The organism is Pedobacter sp. R20-19, from assembly GCF_000708265.2.
Lineage (GTDB): Bacteria > Bacteroidota > Bacteroidia > Sphingobacteriales > Sphingobacteriaceae > Pedobacter.
On record NZ_JCKI01000004.1, the window covers coordinates 40,680 to 64,684 of the forward strand.

Annotated in this window: 21 protein-coding genes and 1 riboswitch; of the genes, 13 read left to right on the forward strand and 8 right to left on the reverse strand. The window is 37.1% G+C overall.

Annotated features, from left to right (window positions below):
* Positions 1-220: 220 nt before the first annotated feature.
* Positions 221-331: riboswitch (SAM riboswitch) on the reverse strand.
* Between the two features lie 196 nt (positions 332-527).
* Positions 528-1,535 (forward strand): hypothetical protein, encoded by a 1,008-nt coding sequence (locus AN34_RS10475; protein WP_051666434.1) that lies wholly within the window; start codon positions 528-530, stop codon positions 1,533-1,535.
* A gap of 186 nt (positions 1,536-1,721) precedes the next feature.
* On the opposite strand, the gene AN34_RS10480 is transcribed toward AN34_RS10475, so the two are convergent.
* The gene (locus tag AN34_RS10480) at positions 1,722-2,837 is read right to left on the reverse strand and encodes a PLP-dependent aspartate aminotransferase family protein (protein WP_029285086.1); all 1,116 of its coding nucleotides are present in this window, start codon (positions 2,835-2,837) and stop codon (positions 1,722-1,724) included.
* A 120-nt stretch (positions 2,838-2,957) separates the two neighbouring features.
* Here AN34_RS10480 and AN34_RS10485 point away from each other — a divergent pair, with 120 nt between their 5' ends.
* From AN34_RS10485 to AN34_RS10500, 4 genes are all read left to right on the forward strand, one after another.
* Positions 2,958-3,452, forward strand: a complete 495-nt coding sequence (locus AN34_RS10485; protein ID WP_029285088.1) for a lipocalin family protein — start codon at positions 2,958-2,960, stop codon at positions 3,450-3,452.
* A 277-nt stretch (positions 3,453-3,729) separates the two neighbouring features.
* A complete protein-coding gene (gene mqnE, locus AN34_RS10490; RefSeq protein ID WP_029285091.1) occupies positions 3,730-4,923 on the forward strand; it encodes an aminofutalosine synthase MqnE in 1,194 nt (397 codons plus the stop codon).
* An 82-nt stretch (positions 4,924-5,005) separates the two neighbouring features.
* Positions 5,006-5,629, forward strand: a complete 624-nt coding sequence (locus AN34_RS10495) for a histidine phosphatase family protein (protein WP_029285095.1) — start codon at positions 5,006-5,008, stop codon at positions 5,627-5,629.
* 38 nt (positions 5,630-5,667) lie between these two features.
* Entirely contained in the window at positions 5,668-6,408 is a 741-nt protein-coding gene (locus AN34_RS10500) for a menaquinone biosynthetic enzyme MqnA/MqnD family protein (RefSeq protein WP_029285098.1), read from the forward strand.
* A gap of 31 nt (positions 6,409-6,439) precedes the next feature.
* Here AN34_RS10500 and AN34_RS10505 read toward each other — a convergent pair whose 3' ends face one another.
* Positions 6,440-6,754 (reverse strand): HPF/RaiA family ribosome-associated protein, encoded by a 315-nt coding sequence (locus tag AN34_RS10505; RefSeq protein WP_029285100.1) that lies wholly within the window; start codon positions 6,752-6,754, stop codon positions 6,440-6,442.
* Between the two features lie 276 nt (positions 6,755-7,030).
* On the opposite strand from AN34_RS10505, the gene mutS reads away from it, so the two are divergent.
* The 3 genes from mutS to AN34_RS10520 all read left to right on the forward strand — a co-directional run bounded on the left by mutS (position 7,031) and on the right by AN34_RS10520 (position 10,861).
* Positions 7,031-9,643: a DNA mismatch repair protein MutS gene (gene mutS / locus AN34_RS10510; protein WP_036677004.1), complete on the forward strand. Its 2,613-nt coding sequence runs from the start codon at positions 7,031-7,033 to the stop codon at positions 9,641-9,643.
* 122 nt (positions 9,644-9,765) lie between these two features.
* Positions 9,766-10,263, forward strand: coding sequence for a C40 family peptidase (locus tag AN34_RS10515; protein WP_029285104.1), 498 nt, complete (start codon positions 9,766-9,768; stop codon positions 10,261-10,263).
* Between the two features lie 130 nt (positions 10,264-10,393).
* The gene (locus AN34_RS10520; protein ID WP_029285106.1) at positions 10,394-10,861 is read left to right on the forward strand and encodes a TlpA disulfide reductase family protein; all 468 of its coding nucleotides are present in this window, start codon (positions 10,394-10,396) and stop codon (positions 10,859-10,861) included.
* 771 nt (positions 10,862-11,632) lie between these two features.
* Here the strand turns inward: AN34_RS10520 and AN34_RS10530 are convergent.
* The 3 genes from AN34_RS10530 to AN34_RS10540 all read right to left on the reverse strand — a co-directional run bounded on the left by AN34_RS10530 (position 11,633) and on the right by AN34_RS10540 (position 14,370).
* Positions 11,633-12,469: an SDR family NAD(P)-dependent oxidoreductase gene (locus AN34_RS10530; RefSeq protein WP_029285110.1), complete on the reverse strand. Its 837-nt coding sequence runs from the start codon at positions 12,467-12,469 to the stop codon at positions 11,633-11,635.
* Positions 12,470-12,536: 67 nt separating this feature from the next.
* Positions 12,537-13,376 carry an SDR family NAD(P)-dependent oxidoreductase gene (locus AN34_RS10535; protein WP_029285112.1) on the reverse strand — a complete coding sequence of 280 codons (840 nt, stop codon included), beginning with the start codon at positions 13,374-13,376 and terminating at the stop codon, positions 12,537-12,539.
* An 82-nt stretch (positions 13,377-13,458) separates the two neighbouring features.
* A complete protein-coding gene (locus AN34_RS10540; RefSeq protein WP_029285114.1) occupies positions 13,459-14,370 on the reverse strand; it encodes an AraC family transcriptional regulator in 912 nt (303 codons plus the stop codon).
* Positions 14,371-14,616: 246 nt separating this feature from the next.
* Here AN34_RS10540 and AN34_RS10545 point away from each other — a divergent pair, with 246 nt between their 5' ends.
* The gene (locus AN34_RS10545) at positions 14,617-15,210 is read left to right on the forward strand and encodes a TetR/AcrR family transcriptional regulator (protein ID WP_029285117.1); all 594 of its coding nucleotides are present in this window, start codon (positions 14,617-14,619) and stop codon (positions 15,208-15,210) included.
* Between the two features lie 288 nt (positions 15,211-15,498).
* Entirely contained in the window at positions 15,499-16,749 is a 1,251-nt protein-coding gene (fabF, locus tag AN34_RS10550) for a beta-ketoacyl-ACP synthase II (protein ID WP_029285119.1), read from the forward strand.
* A gap of 2 nt (positions 16,750-16,751) precedes the next feature.
* Here fabF and AN34_RS10555 read toward each other — a convergent pair whose 3' ends face one another.
* On the reverse strand, positions 16,752-17,402 hold the full coding sequence (locus AN34_RS10555; protein ID WP_029285121.1) for a YceH family protein: 651 nt from the start codon (positions 17,400-17,402) through the stop codon (positions 16,752-16,754).
* Between the two features lie 223 nt (positions 17,403-17,625).
* Between AN34_RS10555 and AN34_RS10560 the strand changes: the two genes are divergently transcribed.
* The 3 genes from AN34_RS10560 to AN34_RS10570 are packed head-to-tail and all read left to right on the forward strand — an operon-like array spanning position 17,626 to position 21,361.
* Positions 17,626-18,249: a (2Fe-2S)-binding protein gene (locus AN34_RS10560; RefSeq protein ID WP_029285123.1), complete on the forward strand. Its 624-nt coding sequence runs from the start codon at positions 17,626-17,628 to the stop codon at positions 18,247-18,249.
* Positions 18,246-19,229 carry a xanthine dehydrogenase family protein subunit M gene (locus AN34_RS10565; protein ID WP_029285125.1) on the forward strand — a complete coding sequence of 328 codons (984 nt, stop codon included), beginning with the start codon at positions 18,246-18,248 and terminating at the stop codon, positions 19,227-19,229. Before AN34_RS10560 ends, AN34_RS10565 begins: the two co-directional genes overlap by 4 nt.
* 2 nt (positions 19,230-19,231) lie before the next feature.
* On the forward strand, positions 19,232-21,361 hold the full coding sequence (locus AN34_RS10570; protein ID WP_029285127.1) for a xanthine dehydrogenase family protein molybdopterin-binding subunit: 2,130 nt from the start codon (positions 19,232-19,234) through the stop codon (positions 21,359-21,361).
* Between the two features lie 262 nt (positions 21,362-21,623).
* Here the strand turns inward: AN34_RS10570 and AN34_RS10575 are convergent, their stop codons facing one another.
* Both AN34_RS10575 and AN34_RS10580 read right to left on the reverse strand, forming a co-directional pair.
* Positions 21,624-23,237: a S8 family peptidase gene (locus AN34_RS10575; protein WP_029285130.1), complete on the reverse strand. Its 1,614-nt coding sequence runs from the start codon at positions 23,235-23,237 to the stop codon at positions 21,624-21,626.
* Positions 23,238-23,385: 148 nt separating this feature from the next.
* Complete coding sequence (locus AN34_RS10580; protein ID WP_082468372.1) at positions 23,386-23,982, reverse strand: DUF4142 domain-containing protein; 597 nt, start codon at positions 23,980-23,982, stop codon at positions 23,386-23,388.
* Positions 23,983-24,005 lie beyond the last annotated feature (23 nt).

A 24,005-nucleotide genomic window follows, 5' to 3' on the forward strand; every position in this document is an offset into this window, starting at 1 on the left:
ATACTATTAACATAGCAAGTGTCGTATCCCGTTTGATCGGGACCTTCCAATTTGAAAAATAAACAAGAGAGGAAGATTTTTAAATTACCGTATGCGACAACACATACGAGTAATGGACATCATATCGCAACAAATGAAAGAAGTAGCACAAATTTCTACCTTTTTTAATTTCAGACCTTGTTCGACTTGCGATTGAAAATTTAAAGTATTCATCAGTTAAAATTTATATCACCAGATAACACCATGTTATCCAGTCAGGAATTGGCACCTTCTCTTTCTGAGGGTTGCCAGCGGGTCACGGAGCCAGTCTCTCGCCACTTCTTTATAAATCAATCTGATTTAGATTGACTTTTATTTAGTGATATACCAAATAATATTTCAAATGTCTGAAATATTATTTGAACAACAAAATTAAATTCTGAATTTTTATGAAAAAAATCTAATTGAACGCTTTATTCTTAAAACAATTACTCGATTAAATTTATTTAACATTAAAATTTTATGTTTGTGTAAACCATCTCATCTATATGAAAAACGCTAAAATGATCTGCCTGGCCCTTTCACTCGCCATGGCAAGTATGACTACAGTTAACGCTCAATTCGGCGGATTAAAAGACAAATTACTAAAGGTTGGAACTGCACAAGGCGCTAAAGCTTTAGGTGTAGATAAATTTCTGAAACAACCCGGCGCCATCACCACGAGTTTTGAAGATGTAAAGCGTGAGGGAGAAATGATGCCAGATTTTAAAGCAACACTCAAAGCACAACCACTTTATCTCTTACCAAAGAATCCAGAAGGTGGATACGTGCTTTGCGAAGGGCTATATGAAATGACAAATAAAAGCTATTGTTTAATGGCTGGTACCTTCGCACCATCAAAAGGTGATGGTTATATGTTTGCGCCAGTATTAGGATCGAAGGAAGAAGTTGTTATTGCCATCTTAAAAAGTGCAGAAAAGCACCCGGCAGTAGAACAACATGATATTCAGGCCTTATTATGGACCATTATTGCACGTACTAAATTCGCCAGTTATAACGGACAAGTAAAGGTTACTGCATTAAAATTATTAACGCCAAAACAGATTACCATGTTAGAGGGTGGCGCTTTAGGTGTGCTTCCTTTTGATGTAATGGAAAAAGCCAAAGACCAGTTGCCTTCTGATTTAAAGGCAGTTTTTGAAGCCGAAAATAATATTCGCCAACTCGTTTCCTCAGGAAATTATACTTACGCTGATCTGGAACGGTATGCGATTGTTGCTGGTATGGCACCACAAAGAGCAGATGTGCCTAACGGTATCTGGACTAAGCATCCAGATGGCTACTACTTGCGTTATTTTCCTTCTGGCTATTCCATTACACGCGTTCAGGTCTATGTACCTAAAGAAATAGTGACCAGTGGTAACAAATTGGTTTATGATGCAGCAGGTGATATTGCTTGCCCTGCAAATACGGGTTCACAGCGTTTGGCACAAACAAATGAACCACTAAACGCAAATTATTCTGCGAAGTTGGTAACGGTTTGTAATCCAAAGTAATATTATCTTTTAGCTTTCTTATGTTGAGGAACGAAGAATCTGTTTCATAGCTTGCAGATTCTTCGTTCCTCAGATTGAAGAATCTGCAAGATCGCCGCTTAAGTAGAGGCAACTCATTCGACTTCAAATATTTCGCTTCTCTTAGCACCTGGTGGTTTCCTACTGCGGTAGAATTAACGATATGAATTAGCCTAGTGCCTGTTCCAGGTCTGCAATAATATCATCAACATGTTCTAAACCAACTGAAATCCTCAACAGGTTTTTAGGTGTTTTACTATCCGGACCTTCTACAGAATAACGGTGTTCAATTAAGCTTTCTACACCACCTAAACTTGTTGCCTGTGCAAATAATTTTACTTTATTTACGACCAGGCTGGTGACATCAACATCACCCTTAACTAAAAAGGACATCATCCCGCCAAAATCTTTCATTTGCTTTTTCGCAACTTCATGCTGAGGATGGGTTTCCAATCCGGGATAAAAAACAGCTTCTACTTTTGGATGTTTATCCAGAAATTCAGCTACTTTTTTTCCATTTTCACAATGTCCTTTCATGCGATAAGCCAATGTTTTAATACTTCTACAAAGTAAAAAGCAATCAAAAGGAGAAGGTACGGCGCCACCCGTTTGTTGGATATTTTTGATTTTTTCCCAAAGCTCATCTTTCTTAGCTGTCACTAAAATTCCACCCAATATATCACTGTGTCCGCCAAGATACTTCGTACTGCTATGCATGATCAGATCAGCGCCTAACAAAATCGGATTTTGCAAAATAGGGGAGGCAAAAGTACTGTCGCAAACCAGTTTAGCATGATTGGCTTTGGCTATTTTTGAAATTTCTTCAATATCTGTAACCTTTAGGAGAGGATTAGATGGTGTCTCGATCCAGATCACTTTCGTATTTGGCTTTATCGCTGATTTGATCAGATCTAAATCAGTTTGATCAACAAAATCAAATTCCAGTATTTCATGATAAATGGTGAGCAGCTGTTTTTTTATTCCCCAGTACATATCATCTGGAGCAATAATGTGACTACCCGGTTGTAAAGCCTGAAACACAGCCATACCACAATAATTACCGGAAGAGAAAGCGGCAGCATCTTCGCCAAATTCTAATTTCGCTACAGTATTTTCTAAAGCAGACCTGTTTGGATTACTCACACGACTATACATATGTCCACCAGGATATCCGCCATTTTCATCACGAAAAAAAGTAGTGGATAAATTTATGGGTGGTGTAACATCCCCGGTGGTATTTTTAACAAGATTAGAGGCGTGAATAGCAAGGGTTTCGGGTTTCATAACGATTTTTCTTAAGGTGAATTAATCTGGTGGCAATTTAAGAATTTAGTGTTAAATTAAAATTCAAAATTGTTTTGGCAAGATTTATGTACCTGTTTTCTCAAATTAAAAAAAACTAAAATGAAAAGATTATTTATAGTTATTGCAATAGCATGTTCTACTTTGATGATGTTACCAGGTTGTTCTTCAACTAAAAATGCTACAACAGGTATCAACGGTGGAAGAGGTACCATTACAGGCACCTGGGTATTAAACAACGTAACCTTAGAAGGTCTTCCAGATCAGGCTGTTCAAGGTTTATTTGGTGAAAAATCTTATAAATGTTTTCAAGGCAGTACCTGGAAGTTAACCAATAGCGGAAACGGTTCATATACATTGCCTGCATCAAGTACCTGTGGCTCTGTAATGCAAACAATATTCTGGTCTGCAACACCTTCAGAAGAAACTTTTCAATTCAAAAAAATATTTGAAGGAGACAAAGCTAAGAACGTAACTGAAGGTTATCGTTTGGTTTTAACACAATTATCTAAAGGTAATATGGTGATGAAATCTCCAATCGAATTTGGTGGCAAAACAGCAAATATTGTGTTGACGTTTTCACCAGCAGCAAATTAAACATTAGTTACCTACGAAAAACATAATTGAGAGCACTTCCGAAAGGAGGTGCTTTTTTTTATGAGTTCGATGGATTATTAATCGTTGGTTTATTAGTTAGGCATTAAGTAAAATGCAAATCTTCATCATTTTTAAATAAAATTTAGGTGTTGGGTTGAAGTACCCCTACAAATGACTGATGAACTCATGAGCTATTGAAGCAATAATGTCCGTTTGTTACAAGAAAATGATTTTCAAATCGCCTCAATATTGTATTTTTGTCTAAAATAAATCAGGAATGAATACAACTGAACAAGTTGAAAAAATATTAGCTGATACATCATTATCAACTGAATTACAAAACATAGCATATAAAGTCCTTCATAAAGAACGCATTACTTTTAATGAAGGCGTTTACCTTTACGAGCATGCAGAACTGGGTTACTTAGGTGTTTTAGCCAATTTTATCAGGGAAGAAAAGCATGGCGACAAAACCTATTTTAATCGTAACTTCCATTTGGAACCTACCAATTTATGTGTTTACGATTGTAAATTCTGTTCTTATTCTCGTTTAATTAAACAGAAAGAAGAAGGCTGGGCTTTAACCATGCAGCAAATGCTTGATATTGTAAAAAAATACGATCAAGAACCTGTCACCGAAGTACACATTGTAGGTGGTGTTTTACCGCAATACGATGTGGCATTCTATTCGGCACTTTTTACCGCGATTAGAGAACACCGTCCGGAATTGCACGTAAAGGCTTTAACCCCGGTTGAATATCATTATATCTTTAAAAAGGCTAAAATAGATTATGCTACAGGCATGAAGCTGATGAAAGGTGCAGGCTTACAATCTATGCCTGGCGGTGGAGCAGAAATATTTCATCCGGAAATCCGTGAACAAATTGCCAAAGATAAATGTACCGGCGAACAATGGCTGGCTATACATGAAGAATGGCATAAGTTGGGCATGAGAAGTAATGCTACCATGCTGTATGGTCATATCGAAAAATTTGAGCATCGTGTAGATCACATGGAAAAACTTCGTGAATTGCAAGACAAAACAAGTGGTTTTCAAACTTTCATTCCCTTAAAATTCAGAAATCAACATAACCAGATGAGCAATGTATCTGAATCATCAGTAATTGAGGATTTGAGAAACTATGCCATTTCAAGAATTTATCTGGATAATTTTGACCACATCAAAGCCTACTGGGCAATGATAAGCAGAGAGACCGCTCAGTTATCATTAAATTACGGTGTAGATGATATTGATGGTACTTTAGATGATACCACTAAAATTTATTCTATGGCTGGAGCTGAAGAGCAAACGCCGGCAATGAGTACCAAAGAACTGGTTAATTTAATAAAACAAGTTGGCAGAATTGCAATTGAACGTGATACACTCTATAATGTGGTAACTGATTTTGAAAATGTTGTTTTTGAAGAAGAGAAAAAGCCACAATATTATAAGTTGCCCGTGGTAAATTAATTTTGAATGAATGAGTTTTGAATGAGTGAATACTTCACGCACCAAAATTCTATCATTCTCTAACTCAAAATCCAATCATTAAATGAAGAGTATTTATATTATACGCCATGGCGAAACGGAACTGAACAAACAAGGCATAGTACAAGGTAGGGGTATAAATTCTGATCTAAATGATACGGGTAGAGCGCAAGCTGAAGCTTTCTATCAACGATATAAAGACATTCGTTTTGATAAAGTATATACTTCAGATTTAAAACGTACCTGGCAAACTGTTCAAAAATTTATTGATTCTGGCTTACCATGGGAAAAACTTTCAGGCTTGGATGAATTGGCCTGGGGCGTTTGGGAAGGTCAGCCGAACAGTGAAAAAGCACGTGAAGCTTTTCGTGATATGTTAGAATCGTGGGAAAATGGGGATTATACTGCCCATTTCGATGGTGGGGAAAGTGTTCAGGATGTATATGAACGTTTAAAGCATCCAATGGAAGTACTATCTACACGCCCTGAAGAAAAAACAGTTTTACTTTGCATGCATGGCCGTGCTATGCGGGTTTTTCTATGCTTATTGCTTGGAAAACCTTTAAGTGAAATGACCAATTTTCCTCATCAGAACACGGTGTTATATAAAATGGGCTTTGAATATGGCAAATTTTCAGTTCTTGAGTTTAATAATGCCATTCATTTGGATGATTTGGTAATTGGATAACATGCCAAATATCTGGCAAAAAACATTAAAATATTACTTTGAATAAAATTAAAATATCGGCTGTTGCCTATACCAATACAAAAGCTTTTATATACGGATTGGAACATTCGGATATTATCAATAAAATCGATTTAAGTTTAGATATCCCTTCAGATTGCGCCGCTAAAGTAATTAGTGGTGAGGTAGATATGGGATTAATGCCAGTTGCTGCAATTCCATTGGTACCTCATGCAAATATTGTTGCCGATTATTGCATCGGAAGCGATGGTGCGGTAAATTCTGTGTTTATATTTAGTAATGTTCCAATTGAGAAAATCAAAACGTTAAAATTAGATGCACACTCGAGAACATCAAATAATCTAGCTAAAGTTTTGCTGAAATTTTATTGGAAGAAGGATGTGGATTTTACTACTGATCAAGCGGTTGATACAGATGCTTTGGTATTAATAGGTGATAGAACCTTTGGCAAAAAAGATGACTTTGCTTTTGCTTATGATATGGGTGAGGAGTGGAAAAATTTCACTGGTTTGCCTTTTATGTATGCGGCCTGGGTCGCCAATAAAAAGATCTCTGATGAATTTAAAGCTGAGTTTAATGCGGCTTTAAAATTTGGTTTGGAACATCGAGATGAAGTATTAAAAGATTTACCAACCGTATCTAACTTCGATCTGAAAGATTACCTCTATGATAAACTCCAGTTTGATGCTACTGAAGAACGGAAGCAAGCGATGAATTTATTTTTAAAATACATTGATCAACTGGAAAAAGTGAAGGCATAAAAAAAGGCAAATAAATTGCCTTTTATATTTCCTAGTGTGTCTTAAGCTTTCCAGCTATTGTTTCCAGTTTACTTTTCAACTTTGTGATAGCGCCGTTTAGTGCCAGGTCGTAAGTGTTACCGAGGTTAGTTACGGCGATAGGTTCTTTACCAACTATTTTTGCTTCCAATAAACAACGTTTATCATCTAAACCATCTTTACTTCCATTTTCATCGGACAGGTGTACCTCGATTCGCGTAAGTAAATCATCAAATCGGCCCAATCCGTCTGTAATGGCACCTTTAATTTTTTCTTCGTATTCCTGGTGTATGGTTAAATTTTTGTCGGTGTTAAGTTGAATCGTCATAATTTTAATATTAAGGTTAAACTATAACTGATTAACAAACTGCACAACAAAACGTTTTAAATAGCATCTGTATTATTGTAACCATTTGGTTATCAGATAAACTTTAATTTAAAAACTTCTGTAGATTAATTTTTTTTATTTTCAATCAATTGAATTAGCCAATCATGATCAGTTTTCTGTTTTAAAACATTCCAACATTTATTCAATTTTTCAACAAAATACCTCCCCATTGCATAATCATGTTATCTTTATAGCTTTTGCAAATTAATTTCAGTTTTGGCTAAAGATACGAATAAAGAAACCCCATTAATGCAACAGTACAACGCCATAAAGGCGAAGTATCCGGGTGCATTACTACTTTTCAGGGTAGGAGATTTTTACGAAACCTTTGGCGAAGATGCCATAAAAACAGCTCAAATTTTAGGCATTGTTTTAACCAGAAGAGGCACCGGACCAAACGGTGGCGCTCTAGAGCTTGCAGGTTTTCCGCATCATTCTTTAGATAATTATTTATCAAAATTGGTGAGGGCAGGCCAGCGTGTAGCGATATGTGATCAGTTAGAAGATCCTAAAGCAACCAAAACCATTGTAAAACGTGGTGTTACTGAACTGGTTACACCTGGTGTGGCTTATGGCGATAATATCATAAATCAAAAATCAAATAATTTTCTAGCCTGTGTTTTCTTTGATAAAACACAACTAGGCGTTTCTTTCCTGGATATTTCTACCGGTGAGTTTCTAATTGCCCAAGGAAATAGTGATTACATTGATAAGCTTTTACAAGGTTTTAAGCCTACTGAAGTGATTTTTCAAAAATCCAAGAGACAGATATTTACCGAAAATTTTGGTGATCGTTTTTACACTTTCGGTTTAGATGACTGGCCTTTCACTTCCGACTATGGAAATGAAACCTTAATGAAACACTTTGATGTAACTTCCCTAAAAGGCTTTGGCGTAGATAGGTTACAAAGTGGTATTGTGGCTGCAGGTGTTGTTCTTCATTATTTAGGCGAAACAGAACACCGTAACTTACAACATATTACATCGATCAGTAGAATTGAAGAGGATCGCTATATGTGGTTAGACAGGTTTACCATTCGTAACCTGGAACTGGTAAACTCACCAAATGATAACGCGGTAACTTTATTTGATATTCTTGACCACACCTGTACGCCGATGGGTGCCCGTTTGTTGCAGAAATGGATCATCATGCCTTTAAAGGAGCTGAAACCCATCCAGGAACGTTTGGGAATGGTTGATTATTTCGTTACAAATCATGAATTACAGGAAGAATTTTTAACACATATTAAACAAATCGGTGATTTAGAGCGATTAATTTCTAAAGTGGGATTACAGCGAGTTGGTCCGAGGGAGTTAGTAGCCTTAAAAAGAGCACTTTATCATATTGAATCTGTTAAAAAGCTGGCTGCCGATTCTAAAAATCCTTTTCTGATTAAAATAGCCGACCAATTAAATCCGTGTCTAGCTATTCGCGATCGTATCGAAAAAGAATTACAACCTGAACCTCCAGCTGTATTAATTAAAGGAAATGTAATTGCAGATGGTATAGATGAAGACCTTGATCGTTTAAGAAAAATTGCCTTTGGAGGTAAAGATTATCTGGTTCAGATTCAAAAACGCGAAGCGGAGGCTACCGGAATTCCATCACTAAAAATTGCCTTTAATAATGTTTTCGGTTACTATTTAGAAGTAACACATACCCATAAAGATAAAGTTCCTGAAGGCTGGATTCGTAAGCAAACCCTTGTAAATGCAGAGCGATACATTACGCCCGAGCTCAAAGAATATGAAGATCAGATTCTAGGTGCCGAAGAAAAAATTCTGGCGATTGAAATTCGTTTATACAATGAGCTGATGTATGAAACAGCGGGCTACATTAAACCTATTCAACTCGATTCATTTTTGATTGCTCAGTTGGATTGTTTACTATGTTTTGCTCAACTGGCGGAAAAAAACCATTATAACAAACCAAAGGTCACCAATAATAAAGTATTGGATATTAAGGGTGGTCGACATCCGGTGATTGAAAAACAGTTGCCAGTTGGCCAGGAATATATTACCAATGATGTTTATCTGGATACCGATTCTCAACAGATCATCATGATAACCGGCCCCAACATGGCGGGTAAATCAGCAATTCTCCGCCAAACGGCATTAATAGTTTTAATGGCGCAAATGGGTTCATTTGTACCCGCAAAAGATGCTGAAGTAGGAATCGTTGATAAGATTTTCACCCGTGTTGGTGCTTCTGATAATATTTCTTCGGGCGAAAGTACGTTCATGGTGGAAATGAATGAAACAGCCAGTATCCTCAATAACATTTCAGATGATAGTTTAATCTTATTAGATGAAATTGGACGTGGAACAAGTACATATGATGGAATTTCCATTGCCTGGGCCATTGCAGAATTTTTGCATCAACACCCAACAGCCAGACCAAAAACACTTTTTGCCACTCACTATCATGAATTAAATGAGTTGGCCAATACCATGCCGCGCATTAAGAACTTTAACGTATCGGTTAAGGAAATGACCAACAAGGTAATCTTTTTGAGGAAGTTAATTCCTGGCGGAAGCGAGCATAGTTTCGGTATTCATGTGGCTAAAATGGCTGGTATGCCACCAAAATTGATTGGCAGGGCAAATGAGATTTTAAAGAAATTAGAAATCGATAGGACAGAGGGGCAGAGCATTAAAGACAGTATTAAAAAAGTTCAGAACCAGGCTTATCAATTACAAATGTTCGCTATTGATGATCCTGTTTTGGTAAAAATCAGGGATACGCTAAATAATTTAGATGTTAATGCGTTAACACCTGTAGAGGCTTTGCTTAAGCTAGATGAGATACAGCGATTAATAAAGAATTAGGTAAGCCACAGATTCGCAGATAATAACAGTAAAAGTCTTGGATTTTTAGGTAATTATGCTGTGAAAATTCTTACTCTCTGGTAAGCATGAATAATTAAATCTGAGGCAAATAATATAGAGATATGATGAAAAAAAAATACTCTTTTTGGTTAATTTTAATCCTCTCACTCGTTATAACTTCTTGTGGTTCCAGAAAATACACTGTTAAAAGTGATACCAAAGCAGCCAAGGCTGCTGATGCCATGGCCAATTTAAAAAGTAAACAGCTTTATAAATTTATTACTGATTGGACAGGAGTAAAATATCGTTTTGGAGGATTGGATAAAAGTGGTATTGATTGTTCAGGCTTTGCATTTTTATTGGAGAAAGAAATCTATGGCATTACCTTACCCCGGATTTCGCGAGATCAGGCAAGTGTTGTTAAAAACAAAAACATTAACAATTTAAAAGAAGGCGACCTGGTATTTTTCTCCTTTGGTGGCAATAATGTTGACCATGTTGGAGTTTACCTGAATAATGGTTTTTTTGTTCATGCCAGTACAAACAGAGGGGTAATTGTAGATGATTTGAATCTACCGGCCTATCAAAGGGTTTTGGTGAAATCGGGTTCTGTTAATTAAATTGTTCGTTCATAATTTCGCCATGCTAGATTTATTTTAGCAGCTAACCTAAAGAAAGACCCTGAAATAAAATCAGTGTGAGGAACGCTAAATCCAAAAACTAAAGCCCGCAAATTTTCATTTTAAAACGATGCGTATATTTTTTACAATTTGTTTATTGTTAATTACTTATTCGGTAAATGCTCAGGTAAAATTGCTGACCATTGATGATTTGGACAAACGCCTGGCCAATGGAAAAGATACCACCTATGTAATCAATTTCTGGGCAACATGGTGTGCTCCATGCGTGGCAGAATTACCTAACTTCGAAAAGTTACGTTTAGCCAACCTTAAAAATCCAGTTAAAGTGCTCCTGGTTAGTTTAGATTTTAAATCAAAATTGAAGAAAGAAGTAATTCCATTTGTTCAGAAGAATAATATCAATGCAGAAATATTCCTTTTGAATGCACCAGACCGACAAGCTGATATTCAACGTATTGATGATCATTGGTCTGGAGCGATTCCTGCAACTCTATTTGTAAATAGAAAGAAAAGGAGATTTTACGAAAAAGATTTTACGGAAGAAGAATTGAAAAATACGCTATTGAATTTTAAATAAGTTAAGTACATTTCTCACGGAATCGTCCTTTGCAAAGCTGATTCTTCATGTGCTGAAGCAATTTCCATCGAAAAATTGTAAATGAGATTCCTTCGTCGTTCCTCTTGGAGAAATTGGAGCTAGCTCTCGAAAATACGATTTTACTAGGGGATCATCCTCCTGAACTTGATTCAGGATCTTATCCATAGTAAGGTGCTAATTAAATTCAGTATGGCGATTTATTTAGTGCATCTCTCGCGGAATCGTCATTGCGAAGCTGATCCTTCATCTGCTGAAGCAATCTCTATCGAAGAAGTTGCAAATAAGATTGCTTCGTCGTGCCTCTCCGAGAAATCGGAGCTAGCTCTCGCAAAGACGATACTACTAGGGGATCGTCCTCCTGAACTTGATTCAGGATCTTATCAAAATAGATGCTGAACTAAATTCAGCATGACGATTTGGTTAGTATATCCCTCCTAAAAATCCGTCCTTGCGAAGCAATCTCCGTCGAAGAATCGCAAATAAGATTGCTTCGTCGTGCCTCCTCGCAAAGACGTTCATGGAGGTGAGAATAGTGCCAAACTAACCCGATAGTCATTGCGAGGAAGCTTTTTCAGTAACGAAGCAATCTCATTTCCACAAACAAAATTCAGAAGGAGATTGCGAAAACATTACCGACGAAGAATCGGAAAATGTTTTCGCAAGGACGTTCTATAGTATTAGAAAGTACTGTTTTTAAACTAACGCAGTTATCCTTCGCACAGGCCAACTAAACTTCGCAAGTTGAAGAGGTTAGAAATTTGTTGCTGTTGCTAAAGCCCTCCAGTTTTCCATGTCTTTCTTAACATCAGCTATTTTAGCTTCTGCAAGCGCGTAAGCATCGGGCCCCAGGAATAAATGCAATGGCGCATTTTCGCTTTCAGCTGCTGCAATAATTACGTCTATTCCTTTAGCCGGATCACCGGGTTGCTGGTTATTGATGTCATTTTGATGTGCCGCTTGTGTATCTCTAACTTCTTTATAGGCATCAATTGGATGAGTAGGAACTGCCAATGATCCGGAAGTGAGAAAATCAGTTCTAAAATATCCAGGCTCTACAACTGTTACTTTAATCCCAAAAGATTTAACTTCAGCAGCGAGAGATTCCGTAAAACCAGCTACAGCAAACTTTGTAGCGCAATAAATTCCAAATCCAGGAAAATTTCCTGAAAAACCACCGATCGAAGAGATATTAAAAATATGCCCTGACTGTTGTTTTCTCATTTGCGGTAAAGCTTTTCTAACCACGTTTAATGAACCAAAAACATTGACATCAAAGTTTTCCCGGGCTTCTTTGTCGCTTAATTCTTCCAATGCACCAACCATTCCGTAACCAGCATTGTTTACTAAAAAATCTAACTGACCAAATTTGCTTATGGTTTTGCTTACAGCGGTTTCTACACTTTCTTCATTTAATAAATCCATTGATAAGGGCAGGAAGTTTTCGTCATCTCCAACTGCTTTTGATAAGTCATTTAGGTTTCTGGAAGTTGCAGCAACCTGATAGCCAATACTTAATAATTTTTTAACTAACGTTAACCCAAGACCCTTTGAGGCCCCGGTAACGAACCATACTTTTTTGTTTTCCATAATTTAATGTATTTTTTATTTGTTATAATGACCAGATGTATACGCTTTCCTGAATATGAATATCATATTATTCATCTAAATCTGTAGAGATCGTAATTGCTTTCCAAACTTTAAATTCTTCTAATAATGCATCTAACTTTGATGTAGCTCTAGTCAATGCATCATTCCCGAGCAGTAAATGAACTGGCGGATTTGGCATGCTTGCCAGTGAAATCATTGCAGCAGCAGCTTTTTCGGGATCACCTGCTTGTGCTCCATCCATTTTTAGGTATCTGGCATGGACCGTGCGCACATCTTCATAGTCTTCAATTGGATTTTCGGTCAGTACCAGTGATTCCGGTTTGAGGAAACTTGTTCTGAATGCACCCGGTGCAACAACAGTTACTTTTATTCCGAATGCTTTAACATCTTCGGCTAAAACTTCAGAAAATGCAATTACTGCCGCTTTTGTAGCTGCATAAATTGCCCATCCGGTGGCACCATTGATGCCCGCAATAGATGAAATGTTAATAATGTGTCCTGATTTTTGCGCTCTTAAATAGGGAAGAGCCTTCCTGATTACATTTAGTGTTCCAAAAACGTTTACGTCAAAGTTGTCTCGGGTTTCTTTATCAGTCAGTTCCTCAATACTGCCACCAATTCCGTAGCCAGCATTATTTATGACTACATCTATTCTTCCAAACCTGGTAATCGTATCATTAATGGCCTGCGCTACGCTTGCTTCATCATTTAAATTTACTGCTAATGAAAGAAAGTTTTCGGCATTCGTATTTACCGACGAATTTAAATTTGCTTTGTTTCTCGAAGTGGCTGCTACAGATTGGCCTGCTTTTAACAATTGATTAACTAAACTAAGCCCTAATCCTTTTGATGCGCCAGTTATAAACCAAACTTTTTTAAGTCCCATAATTTTATCCTTTTTGTTAAGACAAAATTAAAGCTGAAATTCATATTGGATATTACGCTATTCAAACTGATGATTACGAAATTCAAACAAGTCGATAAGAAGTAGGTGTGTGCTTGGTTAACTTTTTAAAGAAGTTGTTAAAATGAGCTGGTTCTTCAAAACCTAAACAATAACCAATTTCTGAGATGTTCCAATCGGTGTGCTTAAGCAATGCTTTTGCCTCACTTAATAAACGTTCGGTAATGTAATTTGTAGTGGTTTTTCCTGTAGTTTCTTTTATAGCCCGGTTTAAATGATTTACATGAACTGAAAGTTGCGAGGCGTAATCTTTTGCAGAGCGCATGGTAAATCTTTGTGAAGTAGTTTCTATGGGGAATTGCCGTTTCAATAATTCTGTAAATACTGCAGTTATTCTGGTATTGGCATCTGTATGTTTAAATAAGGTTTCTGATGGCTGTGTTTTTAAAGCAAAATGCGCAATCTCAGTGATATAATTTCTTAATAAGTCGTACTTATAAATATAATCCGTATTTATTTCATCAAACATTTTAGTGAAGATTGATGAAACAACAGCATCTTGTTTTTCATCAAGCACATAGGCTGGCTTACCTCCAGGAACAAACATGGGTAAATCACCAACGTTTCCGCGAATTTTTTCTTTGAAGAATGCCTCGGTGAAAATACAGAAAAAGCCTGTTAAATCACTTTTACTGCCACTGGCTAATTCCCAGGTATATGGAACCAAAGGATTAAAAAACATAAGTGCAGTACCATTTATCTCAATACTTTTATCTGCGTAATGATAAATATTATGACCTCTGTTCAGTGCGATTTTGTAAAAATCTCTGCGGTTGTAACTCATTTGTTTACTATCATCACGCAGACAATCTTCAAGTTTGAAAACATTGAAATGGCCAACACCATTTTTTAGGTTTTCAGGTAAAAAACTAAATTTATTTTGATAGAAGTCTTCAATGGTTTCTGTTGTACTCATAAAACAAAGTTACAAAATTCAAACCGAGGTTGATGTATGGTCTTTGATAATTTAATATGGTGACAAAAGTTAATGAAAAGAACTGTTGTATCTACTCAAGTCTCATTCTTTCAATAACGCTAAACAATAAAATGGTGTGTTGATGTATTCAAAACTTCATTCCTATTTAAATATCAGGAGTTAAATAGTACGACATCATGACAATTAAATATACCGACCGGTATATATTTGCGTCGATAAATTATTATGACAAAATCAGAGAAGACTAGAAGTCACATTATTGAAAAAATTGCACCAATCTTTAACATGAAAGGTTTCGCAGGGACATCATTAAATAATATGACCGATGCAACCGGATTAACAAAAGGAAGTATTTATGGGAATTTTGCTAATAAAGATGAAGTTGCTTTGGTGGCCTTCGACTATAATTTCAAAAGCATTGAGATGAAAATCAGTGCAGCTATGAATAATCAACGTACCGCAAAAGATAAACTTTTAGCTTATTTGATCGTATATCAAGGTTTAATGTTTGGTCAAATTTCTCCCGGTGGCTGTCCGGTTCTAAATACTTCTATCGATGCTGACGATACTCATCCGGCGCTCCGGGAAAAAGCATTGAATGCACTGTTGTCTTGGAAGAAGCAAATCATAAGTATAATTCAAGATGGGATTTCGAATAAAGAGATAGCCCCTAAATATAATCCAGAACAAATTGCCTTAACAGTTATTGCTATGATAGAAGGTGGAATCATGATTTCCAGACTAATCAATACCAAGGAAACGTGTGAACTGCTTATCGACTCTTTAAAAGCATATATCAATAATCTCAGCTTAGCATAAACCATAATGATGACTAAAAATGATTTTAAATAAATGAGTTACAAAACATAAAAATCTAACTAACAATCAATTATAGAAGGAATATTAAGGATGAGAAAAAAGAAAAATTCTTTAACCTTATTATCATGATATTTGCGCCGGGAATAGTAAAACTGGAAGTCTAAAGATTGAATTAAATTGATGCGCATCTTACTTAATCAAAGTGCGTCAAGTCATTTTAACAATAATATTATCACCTCAAAAAATAAAAATCGGTTTCTTATTTGGAAACCATGAACAATAAATAGCATGAAAAGAGTAGTTGTAACAGGATTGGGTGCGATAACGCCCCTTGGAAATACAGTAGAAAGTTTCTGGAAGAATATTTTAGCTGGGAAGAGTGGGATTGGACCAATCACCAAATTCGATACCAGTAAGTTTAAAACACATTTTGCCGCGGAGGTTAAAGACTTTAATCCTGAATCTTTTTTAGACAAAAAAGAGGCTAGAAAATTTGATACGTTTACGCAATATGCCATTGCTTCAACTGATGAGGCAATTGCGGATGCAGGCCTGGATTTTAAGTCAATGACTGATGATCAGTTGGCTGAAGTTGGCGTAATCTGGGCTACTGGAAATGGCGGTATCTCTACTTTTGAGCAGCAATTGGCTGAGTTTCATCAAGGTGATGGAACACCTAGGTTCAGTCCGTTTTTTATTCCGAAGATGATTGTAGATATCGCAGCGGGTGCCATCTCCATCCGCCATAAATTACGCGGACCTAACTATTGCACTGTTTCGGCTTGTGCTTCATCAAATACAGCCATTATAAATGCATTCGATACCATTCGCTTAGGAAAAGCCAATATTATGGTGGCCGGTGGGTCGGAGGCTGCAATTACTGAAGCATCAGTAGGCGGATTTAGTGCAGCACAAGCCTTATCAAAAAGAAATGATAGTCCTGAAACAGCTTCAAGACCTTTTGATGAAAGCCGTGATGGTTTCGTAATGGGAGAAGGTGCAGGAGCGCTTATTCTAGAAGATTTAGAACACGCTTTAAATCGCGGTGCCCATATTTATGCAGAGATTGTAGGTGGCGGAATGGCTGCTGACGCTTACCACTTAACCGGAACACCTCCTGATGGCTTGGGTGCATCTTTAGGGATGAAAAAAGCTTTACATGATGCTGAAATAACACCAGACAAAATTGACTATATTAATGCTCACGCCACATCTACAGGCCTGGGTGATTTGAGTGAATTAAATGCCGTAAAAACAATCTTTGGAGATTTACCAGTAATAATAGGTGCATCAAAATCTATGACAGGTCATTTGCTTGGCGCAGCTGGTGCTGTAGAAAGTTTAATTAGTGTATTAGCAATCAGAGACGGCATTATTCCACCAACCATCAATACGGTAAAACTAGACGAGAAAATCCCTGGTGGGTTAAACATTATTCTCGGTCAATCTATAAAAAAAGATATCAATTACGTTTTAAATAATACGTTTGGTTTTGGCGGGCATGTGGCCAGTACAATTTTCAAGAAGTATGAAGGGTAGTTTTATTTGTCCATCAAAAGATTAACCAGTTCCTTCAGGTCTTCAACTTCTTGTTCAAGTTTTAAAATTCGATTTTCCAACGCTTCATTGGGTTGGAAAATCGTAGTTTCTGAAGCCTGACTTTCTACCTCCGCTGCATTGGCTTGTTCGCCTAATAAATGAATAAAGCGGGCTTCTTTCTGACCAACCTTTTTAGGTAATTGTTTTACGAAAGCCTGTTCCTCATTTGAAAGTTTTTGAAGGCGCTCCAGCACTTCTTCAATACTATCAAATTCATAAAGCCGTCCTGAATTACTATTGATTTCTCCAGGTGTTAGTGGCCCACGTAATAATAATAAGCTTAAGATAGAAAGTTCTGATGGCACCAATGGATAGACAATTCCAAGATTATGTTTATATTTAATTGCCCTGCTTGAACCACCTGTAGCTGTTGAAATTAAGCCTTTTATTTTTAAAGCGTTTAAAGCCAGAGTAACAGTTTCTTCATCATAATTAACCACCGGATTTCTCGAGCTTTTTTGATTACAGGCTGCTGTTAAACCGTTTAAAGTCATAGGATAATAATCAGGTGTAGTTCTGCTCTTTTCAATCAATGATCCTAACACGCGTTGCTCTTCGGCAGATAAATCGGGTAGTGCTTTAATCTCTTCCATTTGATAAAAATAGAAATTGACATTACATTTTCTGCAAATATTTTAAAATAGTAGCATTTATTAATTTCGACAACTCTCATTGTAAAAGACAGCGTTTAAATCATCATTACCTTAACGAGACATAAATATTACTGGATAGAATTGTTCTAAATTCATTATTCTACAAATTTTCAGGTTTATATTCACGATATTTAAAATTGCACTATTCTACAAAACATATTTTATGCAATCATCTGATCCGAAAAATAATCAGGGTGACAGCAGAAGAGATTTCCTTAAAAAAAGTTCTCTTATCACTGCTGTTGCCCTCACACCATCCGTTGCCTTAAAGGCTGCAGAAAGCCAGGCCGATGAACGCTTCGCTGAACTTTTTGAAAAAATTCCTCTAAATCTTACTGTAAATAATAAGCCATACCAAACTTCTATTGAACCAAGGGTTACCCTGCTGGATTATTTAAGGGAAGAGCTGCATTTAACTGGCACTAAAAAAGGCTGCGACCATGGTCAATGCGGGGCTTGTACAGTTCATGTGAATGGTGAAAGAGTTAATTCGTGCTTGAGCCTGGCGGTGATGAATGAAGGTAAAAAAGTAACCACCATAGAGGGCCTGGCCAATGGTGATGAATTACATCCGATGCAGGCCGCATTTATTAAACATGATGGTTTTCAATGTGGCTATTGTACGCCCGGGCAAATTATGTCTGCTGTGGCATGTGTGAATGAAGGCCATACCACTTCCAGATCTGAAATTAGTGAATACATGAGTGGAAATATCTGCAGATGTGGTGCTTATCCAAATATAGTTGATGCAATTATTGAAGTATCGAAAGGAGAAACGAAGGCATGATCAATTTTCAATATTTAAGAACAACAACTTCTAAATCGGCATTGGCTTTATTATCAAAAGATAAAGCAGCCAAATTTCTAGCTGGTGGAACCAACCTGATTGATTTAATGAAAAGGGGAGTAACCACACCGGAGAAACTGATCGATATTAACCATGTACCTTTAAAGCAGATCGAACTTAAAGGTGATACAATAATAATTGGTGCACTAGCATCAAATACGGCAGTTGCAGAACATGCACTAATAAAGGAAAAACTTCCTTTATTGGCTAATGCTTTAAATGCAGGTGCTTCTGCGCAGTTGCGTAATGTGGCTACAGTAGGAGGAAACATGATGCAGCGTACACGTTGTGGTTATTTTTACGATACGGAAATGCCATGCAATAAACGCCAACCGGGATCTGGTTGCGGCGCTATTGGTGGCTTCAACAGAATGCATGCTATTTTGGGTACATCAGAAAAATGTATCGCTGTTCATCCGAGTGATATGTGTGTGGCATTAATCGCACTGGACGCAACTGTTGTACTGGCCAATCAGAAAGGTGAACGCAAAATATTATTTAAAGATTTTCACCGCCTCGCTGGAGATACACCACAGTTAGACAATAACTTAAAGACTGATGAAATGATCATTAGGTTAGAAATCCCGATAAATAACCTGGCTAAAAATTCTCATTACCTGAAAGTAAGAGACCGTGCATCATATGCTTTTGCCTTGGTTTCTGTTGCAGCGGCATTGGAAATCTCTGATCATAAAATTACTGATGTGCGGCTAGCTATGGGTGGCGTAGCACATAAACCCTGGCGTTTAACAGCATCAGAAAATTTCCTTAAAGGAAAGGAAGCATCAACAGCGAACTTTGAACAGGCTGCTAAATTAGCCATGACTGATGCAAAGGGTTTTGGTGAAAATGATTTCAAACTTCAAATGGCACCCAATTCAATTATTGAATCATTAACCCTTGCAAAATCAAAAGCTTAACCATGGAAAAAAGAATGCTAAAAGATGAAAACGATCGTGTAGACGGCGTTTTTAAGGTAACTGGTCAAGCAAAATATTTTGCCGAGTATGAACTTCCTGGTTTAACTTATGGTGTATTAGTAACCAGTACCATAACAAAGGGTAAGATTACCACATTAGATACTAAGGCAGCTGAAAAAGCACCTGGTGTAATCTCAGTATTGTCTCATTTAAATAAGCCTTCGGCTCCTGGTTATGAACAGGATGGAGGCTCTCCAATGAAGATTTTTTACACGGATAAAATTTTTTATAACGGCCAACCTATTGCCATGGTTGTTGCCAATACTTTTGAAAGGGCTACTTATGCCGCATCGTTAGTTAAGGCAACTTATGCTAAGGAGGAATTCAATACTAACTTTGATAAGGCAGTTGCCGATTCAAAATCAAAAAAACTCCAGGGTCAACCTGATTATAAACGAGGTGTAGAAAATGCATATAAAACCGCCGAAGTAAAAATTGAAGAAAAATATCATCTCCCTATCGAGACACATAATCCGATGGAGTTACACGGCATCATTGCAGATTGGCGGCCAAACAATCAGCTAACAGTTTATGCTAAAACTCAAGGTGTAAAGGCTACTCAGGGTACTATTGCCAATGTTTTCAAAATTCCTATTGAAAATATTCAGGTAAATTCTGAATTTGTGGGTGGTGGTTTTGGAATGGCACTAAGAACTTGGCCTGTAGAAATTGCAACAGTTATGGCATCGAAACATGTTGCTAAGCCTGTAAAACTCGTGATCACCAGGATGCAAATGTTCACCATGGTGGGAAATCGTCCTGCAGCAATTCAAACCATCGGTTTGGGCGCCAATAAAGATGGAAAGCTTACTGGAATAACGCACAGGGCATTTGGCGAGACTTCCGTATACGAAAACTTTACTGAAGGTGTAGTGAATATGGCGAAATTCATGTATCAATGTGAGAATGTAAATACCCAGTATACCGTTGTGCCTGTAGATTTAGGTGTTCCAATCTGGATGCGTGGGCCTGGTGAAGCGACAGGTGCATTTGCGCTGGAAAGTGCCATTGATGAAATGGCTCATGCCCTGAATATGGACCCGCTGGAATTCAGAATTAAAAATGACCCGGAAAGAGATCAACAGAGAAACCTGCCTTTCTCTGATAAAAACATTAAAGAAGCTTATCGCATTGGTGCTCAAAAAATAGGATGGAATGAAAGAAAGAATAAACCTGGAAGTCTGATAGATGGTCAGTTGAAAACTGGTTACGGTGTAAGCATCGGTGTTTTTAATGCTAATAGGGGTAGAGCCAGTGTAAAAGGGATTTTAAAAGCAGATGGCTCTTTGGTATTACAAAGTGCAACGAGTGATATTGGACCTGGCACAGGAACGGGCATGACTTTGATTGCGAGTAAATTAATGAAGATCCCAGCTGATAAAATTACATTTGAACTGGGAGATTCCTCTTTGCCACCTGCACCAAGTCAGGGTGGTTCTGCTACGCTTTCTACAGTAGGTTCTGCTGTTAATGATGTTTGTGTAGCCTTAAAATCTACCATTGCAGAATTGGCGGCTAACTCCAATATGGATGCTACTGCTAATTTTGTAGATGTTTTAAAGAAAAACAATTTGCCTTCAATTGAAATCATAAAACAAAGTCAGGCAGGAAAAGAACGTGAAGCTTATTCGATGTATTCGTTTTCTATTCATTTCGTGAAAGTGAATGTGCACAGTTTAACAGGGGTTGTGAAGGTGGATAAAATTGTATCTGTCGGAGATTCCGGAACTATTGTAAGTCCTAAGACCGCCCGGAGTCAAATGGTGGGTGGTGCAGTGGGTGGTGTTGGAATGGCGTTAACTGAAGAGTCTATTATTGACCATCGTTACGGCAGGTATATTAACAATAATTTCGCCGATTACCATGTACCAGTGAATGCCGATATTCCTGAAATTGAAGTGCATTTCATCAATAAGCCTGATCCTTATATCAATCCAATGGGGGCAAAGGGAATGGGGGAAATTGCTTTAATTGGTTTTTCCGCAGCTGTTGCCAATGCGGTATTTAATGCCACAGGTAAAAGAATCAGAAGCTTACCCATTACGCCTGATAAAATTTTAGCAGATAGTTAGTATCGCTAGCCGGGATCTCTAATCCCGGCTCTACTAATTGCGGATTTAAAATCCGCGGTTAAATAAGGACGAGATTATAAATCTCGACCAACCACAATTTTTTATATTCATAGTGATATTGTTAGTCGGGATCTCCAATCCCGAATACTCTAACTGCGGATTTCAAATCCGCAATTACCTAAGAACTAGATTATAAAATCTCGACCAACAAAAAAGGGCAAATCTCAATGAAATTTGCCCTTTTAATAAATAGCGTTGAAAATTATTTAGCAGATGATTTTCCGCTGTAAGTTGCAGCTAATTTAAGTGCTTCGTAAGCATTTACCACGCCACCACTAATGCATAAATCAGAAAAAGGTACGGATACGGTTTCCGCATTTTCTTCATCACCTTTTTTATAAGACACATTATGGTTAACCTTCGTAACCGACTTTACAATAATTTCTTTTACTTGTGCTGCCGATAGTTTAGGATAATAAGAACGAATTAATCCTGCTAAGCCAGCAACAACAGGGGATGCCATACTTGTTCCATCTAAATCTTTGTATTTAGAACCTGGAACCGTAGAATGAATTTTAACACCAGGCGCAAATACATCAACCTGTGTTTTACCAAAATTAGAGAAACTTGCTTTTAAAGTTTCATCATCTTTGGGTCCCGATGCACCAACTGTAATCCATGATGCGATGGTTTTTTCATCTAGGTCTTTATGGTTAGGAAAATTATTTTCGGTATCAATATCCTTATTTTCATTACCTGCAGCCTGAACAATCAAAACATCTTTAGAAGCGGCATATTTCATAGCCTCATTCACAACCGCTTTATCCCAGCTATATGCCTTACCAAAACTCATATTAATAACTTTAGCACCATTATCAACAGCATAACGAATACTATTGGCTACATCTTTATCACGTTCATCACCATTTGGTGTGCAACGAACGCCCATAATTGCCACATTATCAGCTACGCCCATAATTCCGATCTTATTGGTTCTATCAGCAGCAATAATACCAGCCACATGTGAACCATGCATGGCATCAGGACCAGTTACATCATTATTACCATAAAACTTTTCAGTATCATCATTAGGGTTATCTCCAACAATGGCCCGTGGATCATAATCTATATTTAAGTTATATTCTGCCTGACGGGTATAATAATCTACACCTTCTTTAATCGCATCATCATAAAATTCTTTATAAGAACCCTTATCCAATTGCTGAACCATCACCGATTGGATACGTCCTTCCATATCATTGGCAGGCTTAAAGTTTTTAAAATCTTCAATAGTCGGATTTTCTTTGCCTATTTTCTTTACTACACCATCTAAAGCATTTTTAAAACCTGAAATTCCGGCCAATCCTTGTTTAGCTTCAGCCAGTTGTTTTTCAAGATCAGCCCTCATGGCTTTAAATGTTTCCCAATCTTTTTTATCCTTTTCAGCAACATTTGCATCCGTAGTATTGGCAAAGCGTGTTTGATCTCTTCGCACCAAACGGGTAAGTTCCAATGTTTCAAAATTTACAGATCCTTTTGGTCCACCGATAAAGTTCCAGCCATGTATATCATCTGCATAGCCATTTTTATCATCGTCTTTATTATTACCTGCAATTTCTTTAGCATTTACCCACATAATGCGCTTTAAATCTTCATGTGTAGCTTCAACACCGCCATCATTTACAGCAACGATTACCTTTGTTGATTTTTTGCCTTTAAGCAACTCCTTATAGGCTTTTTCAGTGCTGATTCCAAACGTTGAATCGGTTTTTAAATCAAGGTTTTGCCAGTTTGCTTTTTGTGCATTGGCAAATAATGGAACCGCAATAACAAATGCACCAGTTAACAGCACATTAAAAATTCTATTCTTATTCATTTGTGTTTTTTTTATTAAACGGCGAAAGATAATTTTAATTTTTTTCTTTCCTGTAAATTGTATTAAAAATGATGTTTTGCAAACTTTATAAATAAAAAAAATCCCAATTAAATCGGGATTTTTAGGATATCATGCAATGTGTTAAATATTATTTCAAACCAGATGCAATTTTTTTAGCCATTTCATCATGTTGTTCTATAATAGCTAAAGTTTTGGTAGCCCATGTTTTTAAACCTGAATCTTTATTTGATATACCTTCTTTAAATAAGGCTACGGTTTTTTCATGATCGGTAACCATCATATCGATATAGTGTTTATCAAATGAAGCACCTGTCATTTTTTTCATCTCATCCAGGTGGATTTGATCTTCTGCTGGTAAAGCATCAGGAGTAATTACTTTCTTAGCTATCGCAAACGCCTTAAGCTCCTTATTGGCTTGTGTATGATCTGCCAGCATTTTTGCAGCAAAATCTTTAATTTTTTGATCTGATGCATTTTTCAAGGCAATTTTAGCAGCTTCAACTTCCATAATGCCACCCACTGCAGCTTTTCTAAGGAAGGTAGCACCTGCTTCATCTATACCTGATTCTACAACCTCACTTCCGGCTACATGGTTACCATTAACCATTGTGGTATCTCCAGCTACGCTATCTTTTGTGGTAGCTGATTTTTTATCTGCCATTTGGCAAGCTTGAAAGGTAAAGGCGGATGCAACTATCGTTGATAGTATAAATATCTTTTTCATGTATATTCTAGTATTGATATGGA

What these genes read in the sequence shown, in the direction of transcription:
- fabF (WP_029285119.1), top strand. Translation starts at nt 15,499, where the DNA reads ATGAAAAGAGTAGTTGTAACAGGATTGGGTGCGATAACGCCCCTTGGA.
- AN34_RS10570 (WP_029285127.1), top strand. Translation starts at nt 19,232, where the DNA reads ATGGAAAAAAGAATGCTAAAAGATGAAAACGATCGTGTAGACGGCGTT.
- AN34_RS10480 (WP_029285086.1), bottom strand. Translation starts at nt 2,837, where the DNA reads ATGAAACCCGAAACCCTTGCTATTCACGCCTCTAATCTTGTTAAAAAT.
- AN34_RS10520 (WP_029285106.1), top strand. Translation starts at nt 10,394, where the DNA reads ATGCGTATATTTTTTACAATTTGTTTATTGTTAATTACTTATTCGGTA.
- AN34_RS10475 (WP_051666434.1), top strand. Translation starts at nt 528, where the DNA reads ATGAAAAACGCTAAAATGATCTGCCTGGCCCTTTCACTCGCCATGGCA.
- AN34_RS10575 (WP_029285130.1), bottom strand. Translation starts at nt 23,237, where the DNA reads ATGAATAAGAATAGAATTTTTAATGTGCTGTTAACTGGTGCATTTGTT.
- AN34_RS10515 (WP_029285104.1), top strand. Translation starts at nt 9,766, where the DNA reads ATGATGAAAAAAAAATACTCTTTTTGGTTAATTTTAATCCTCTCACTC.
- AN34_RS10505 (WP_029285100.1), bottom strand. Translation starts at nt 6,754, where the DNA reads ATGACGATTCAACTTAACACCGACAAAAATTTAACCATACACCAGGAA.
- AN34_RS10535 (WP_029285112.1), bottom strand. Translation starts at nt 13,376, where the DNA reads ATGGGACTTAAAAAAGTTTGGTTTATAACTGGCGCATCAAAAGGATTA.
- AN34_RS10495 (WP_029285095.1), top strand. Translation starts at nt 5,006, where the DNA reads ATGAAGAGTATTTATATTATACGCCATGGCGAAACGGAACTGAACAAA.
- AN34_RS10580 (WP_082468372.1), bottom strand. Translation starts at nt 23,982, where the DNA reads ATGAAAAAGATATTTATACTATCAACGATAGTTGCATCCGCCTTTACC.
- AN34_RS10540 (WP_029285114.1), bottom strand. Translation starts at nt 14,370, where the DNA reads ATGAGTACAACAGAAACCATTGAAGACTTCTATCAAAATAAATTTAGT.
- mqnE (WP_029285091.1), top strand. Translation starts at nt 3,730, where the DNA reads ATGAATACAACTGAACAAGTTGAAAAAATATTAGCTGATACATCATTA.
- AN34_RS10485 (WP_029285088.1), top strand. Translation starts at nt 2,958, where the DNA reads ATGAAAAGATTATTTATAGTTATTGCAATAGCATGTTCTACTTTGATG.
- AN34_RS10565 (WP_029285125.1), top strand. Translation starts at nt 18,246, where the DNA reads ATGATCAATTTTCAATATTTAAGAACAACAACTTCTAAATCGGCATTG.
- AN34_RS10555 (WP_029285121.1), bottom strand. Translation starts at nt 17,402, where the DNA reads ATGGAAGAGATTAAAGCACTACCCGATTTATCTGCCGAAGAGCAACGC.
- AN34_RS10545 (WP_029285117.1), top strand. Translation starts at nt 14,617, where the DNA reads ATGACAAAATCAGAGAAGACTAGAAGTCACATTATTGAAAAAATTGCA.
- AN34_RS10560 (WP_029285123.1), top strand. Translation starts at nt 17,626, where the DNA reads ATGCAATCATCTGATCCGAAAAATAATCAGGGTGACAGCAGAAGAGAT.
- AN34_RS10530 (WP_029285110.1), bottom strand. Translation starts at nt 12,469, where the DNA reads ATGGAAAACAAAAAAGTATGGTTCGTTACCGGGGCCTCAAAGGGTCTT.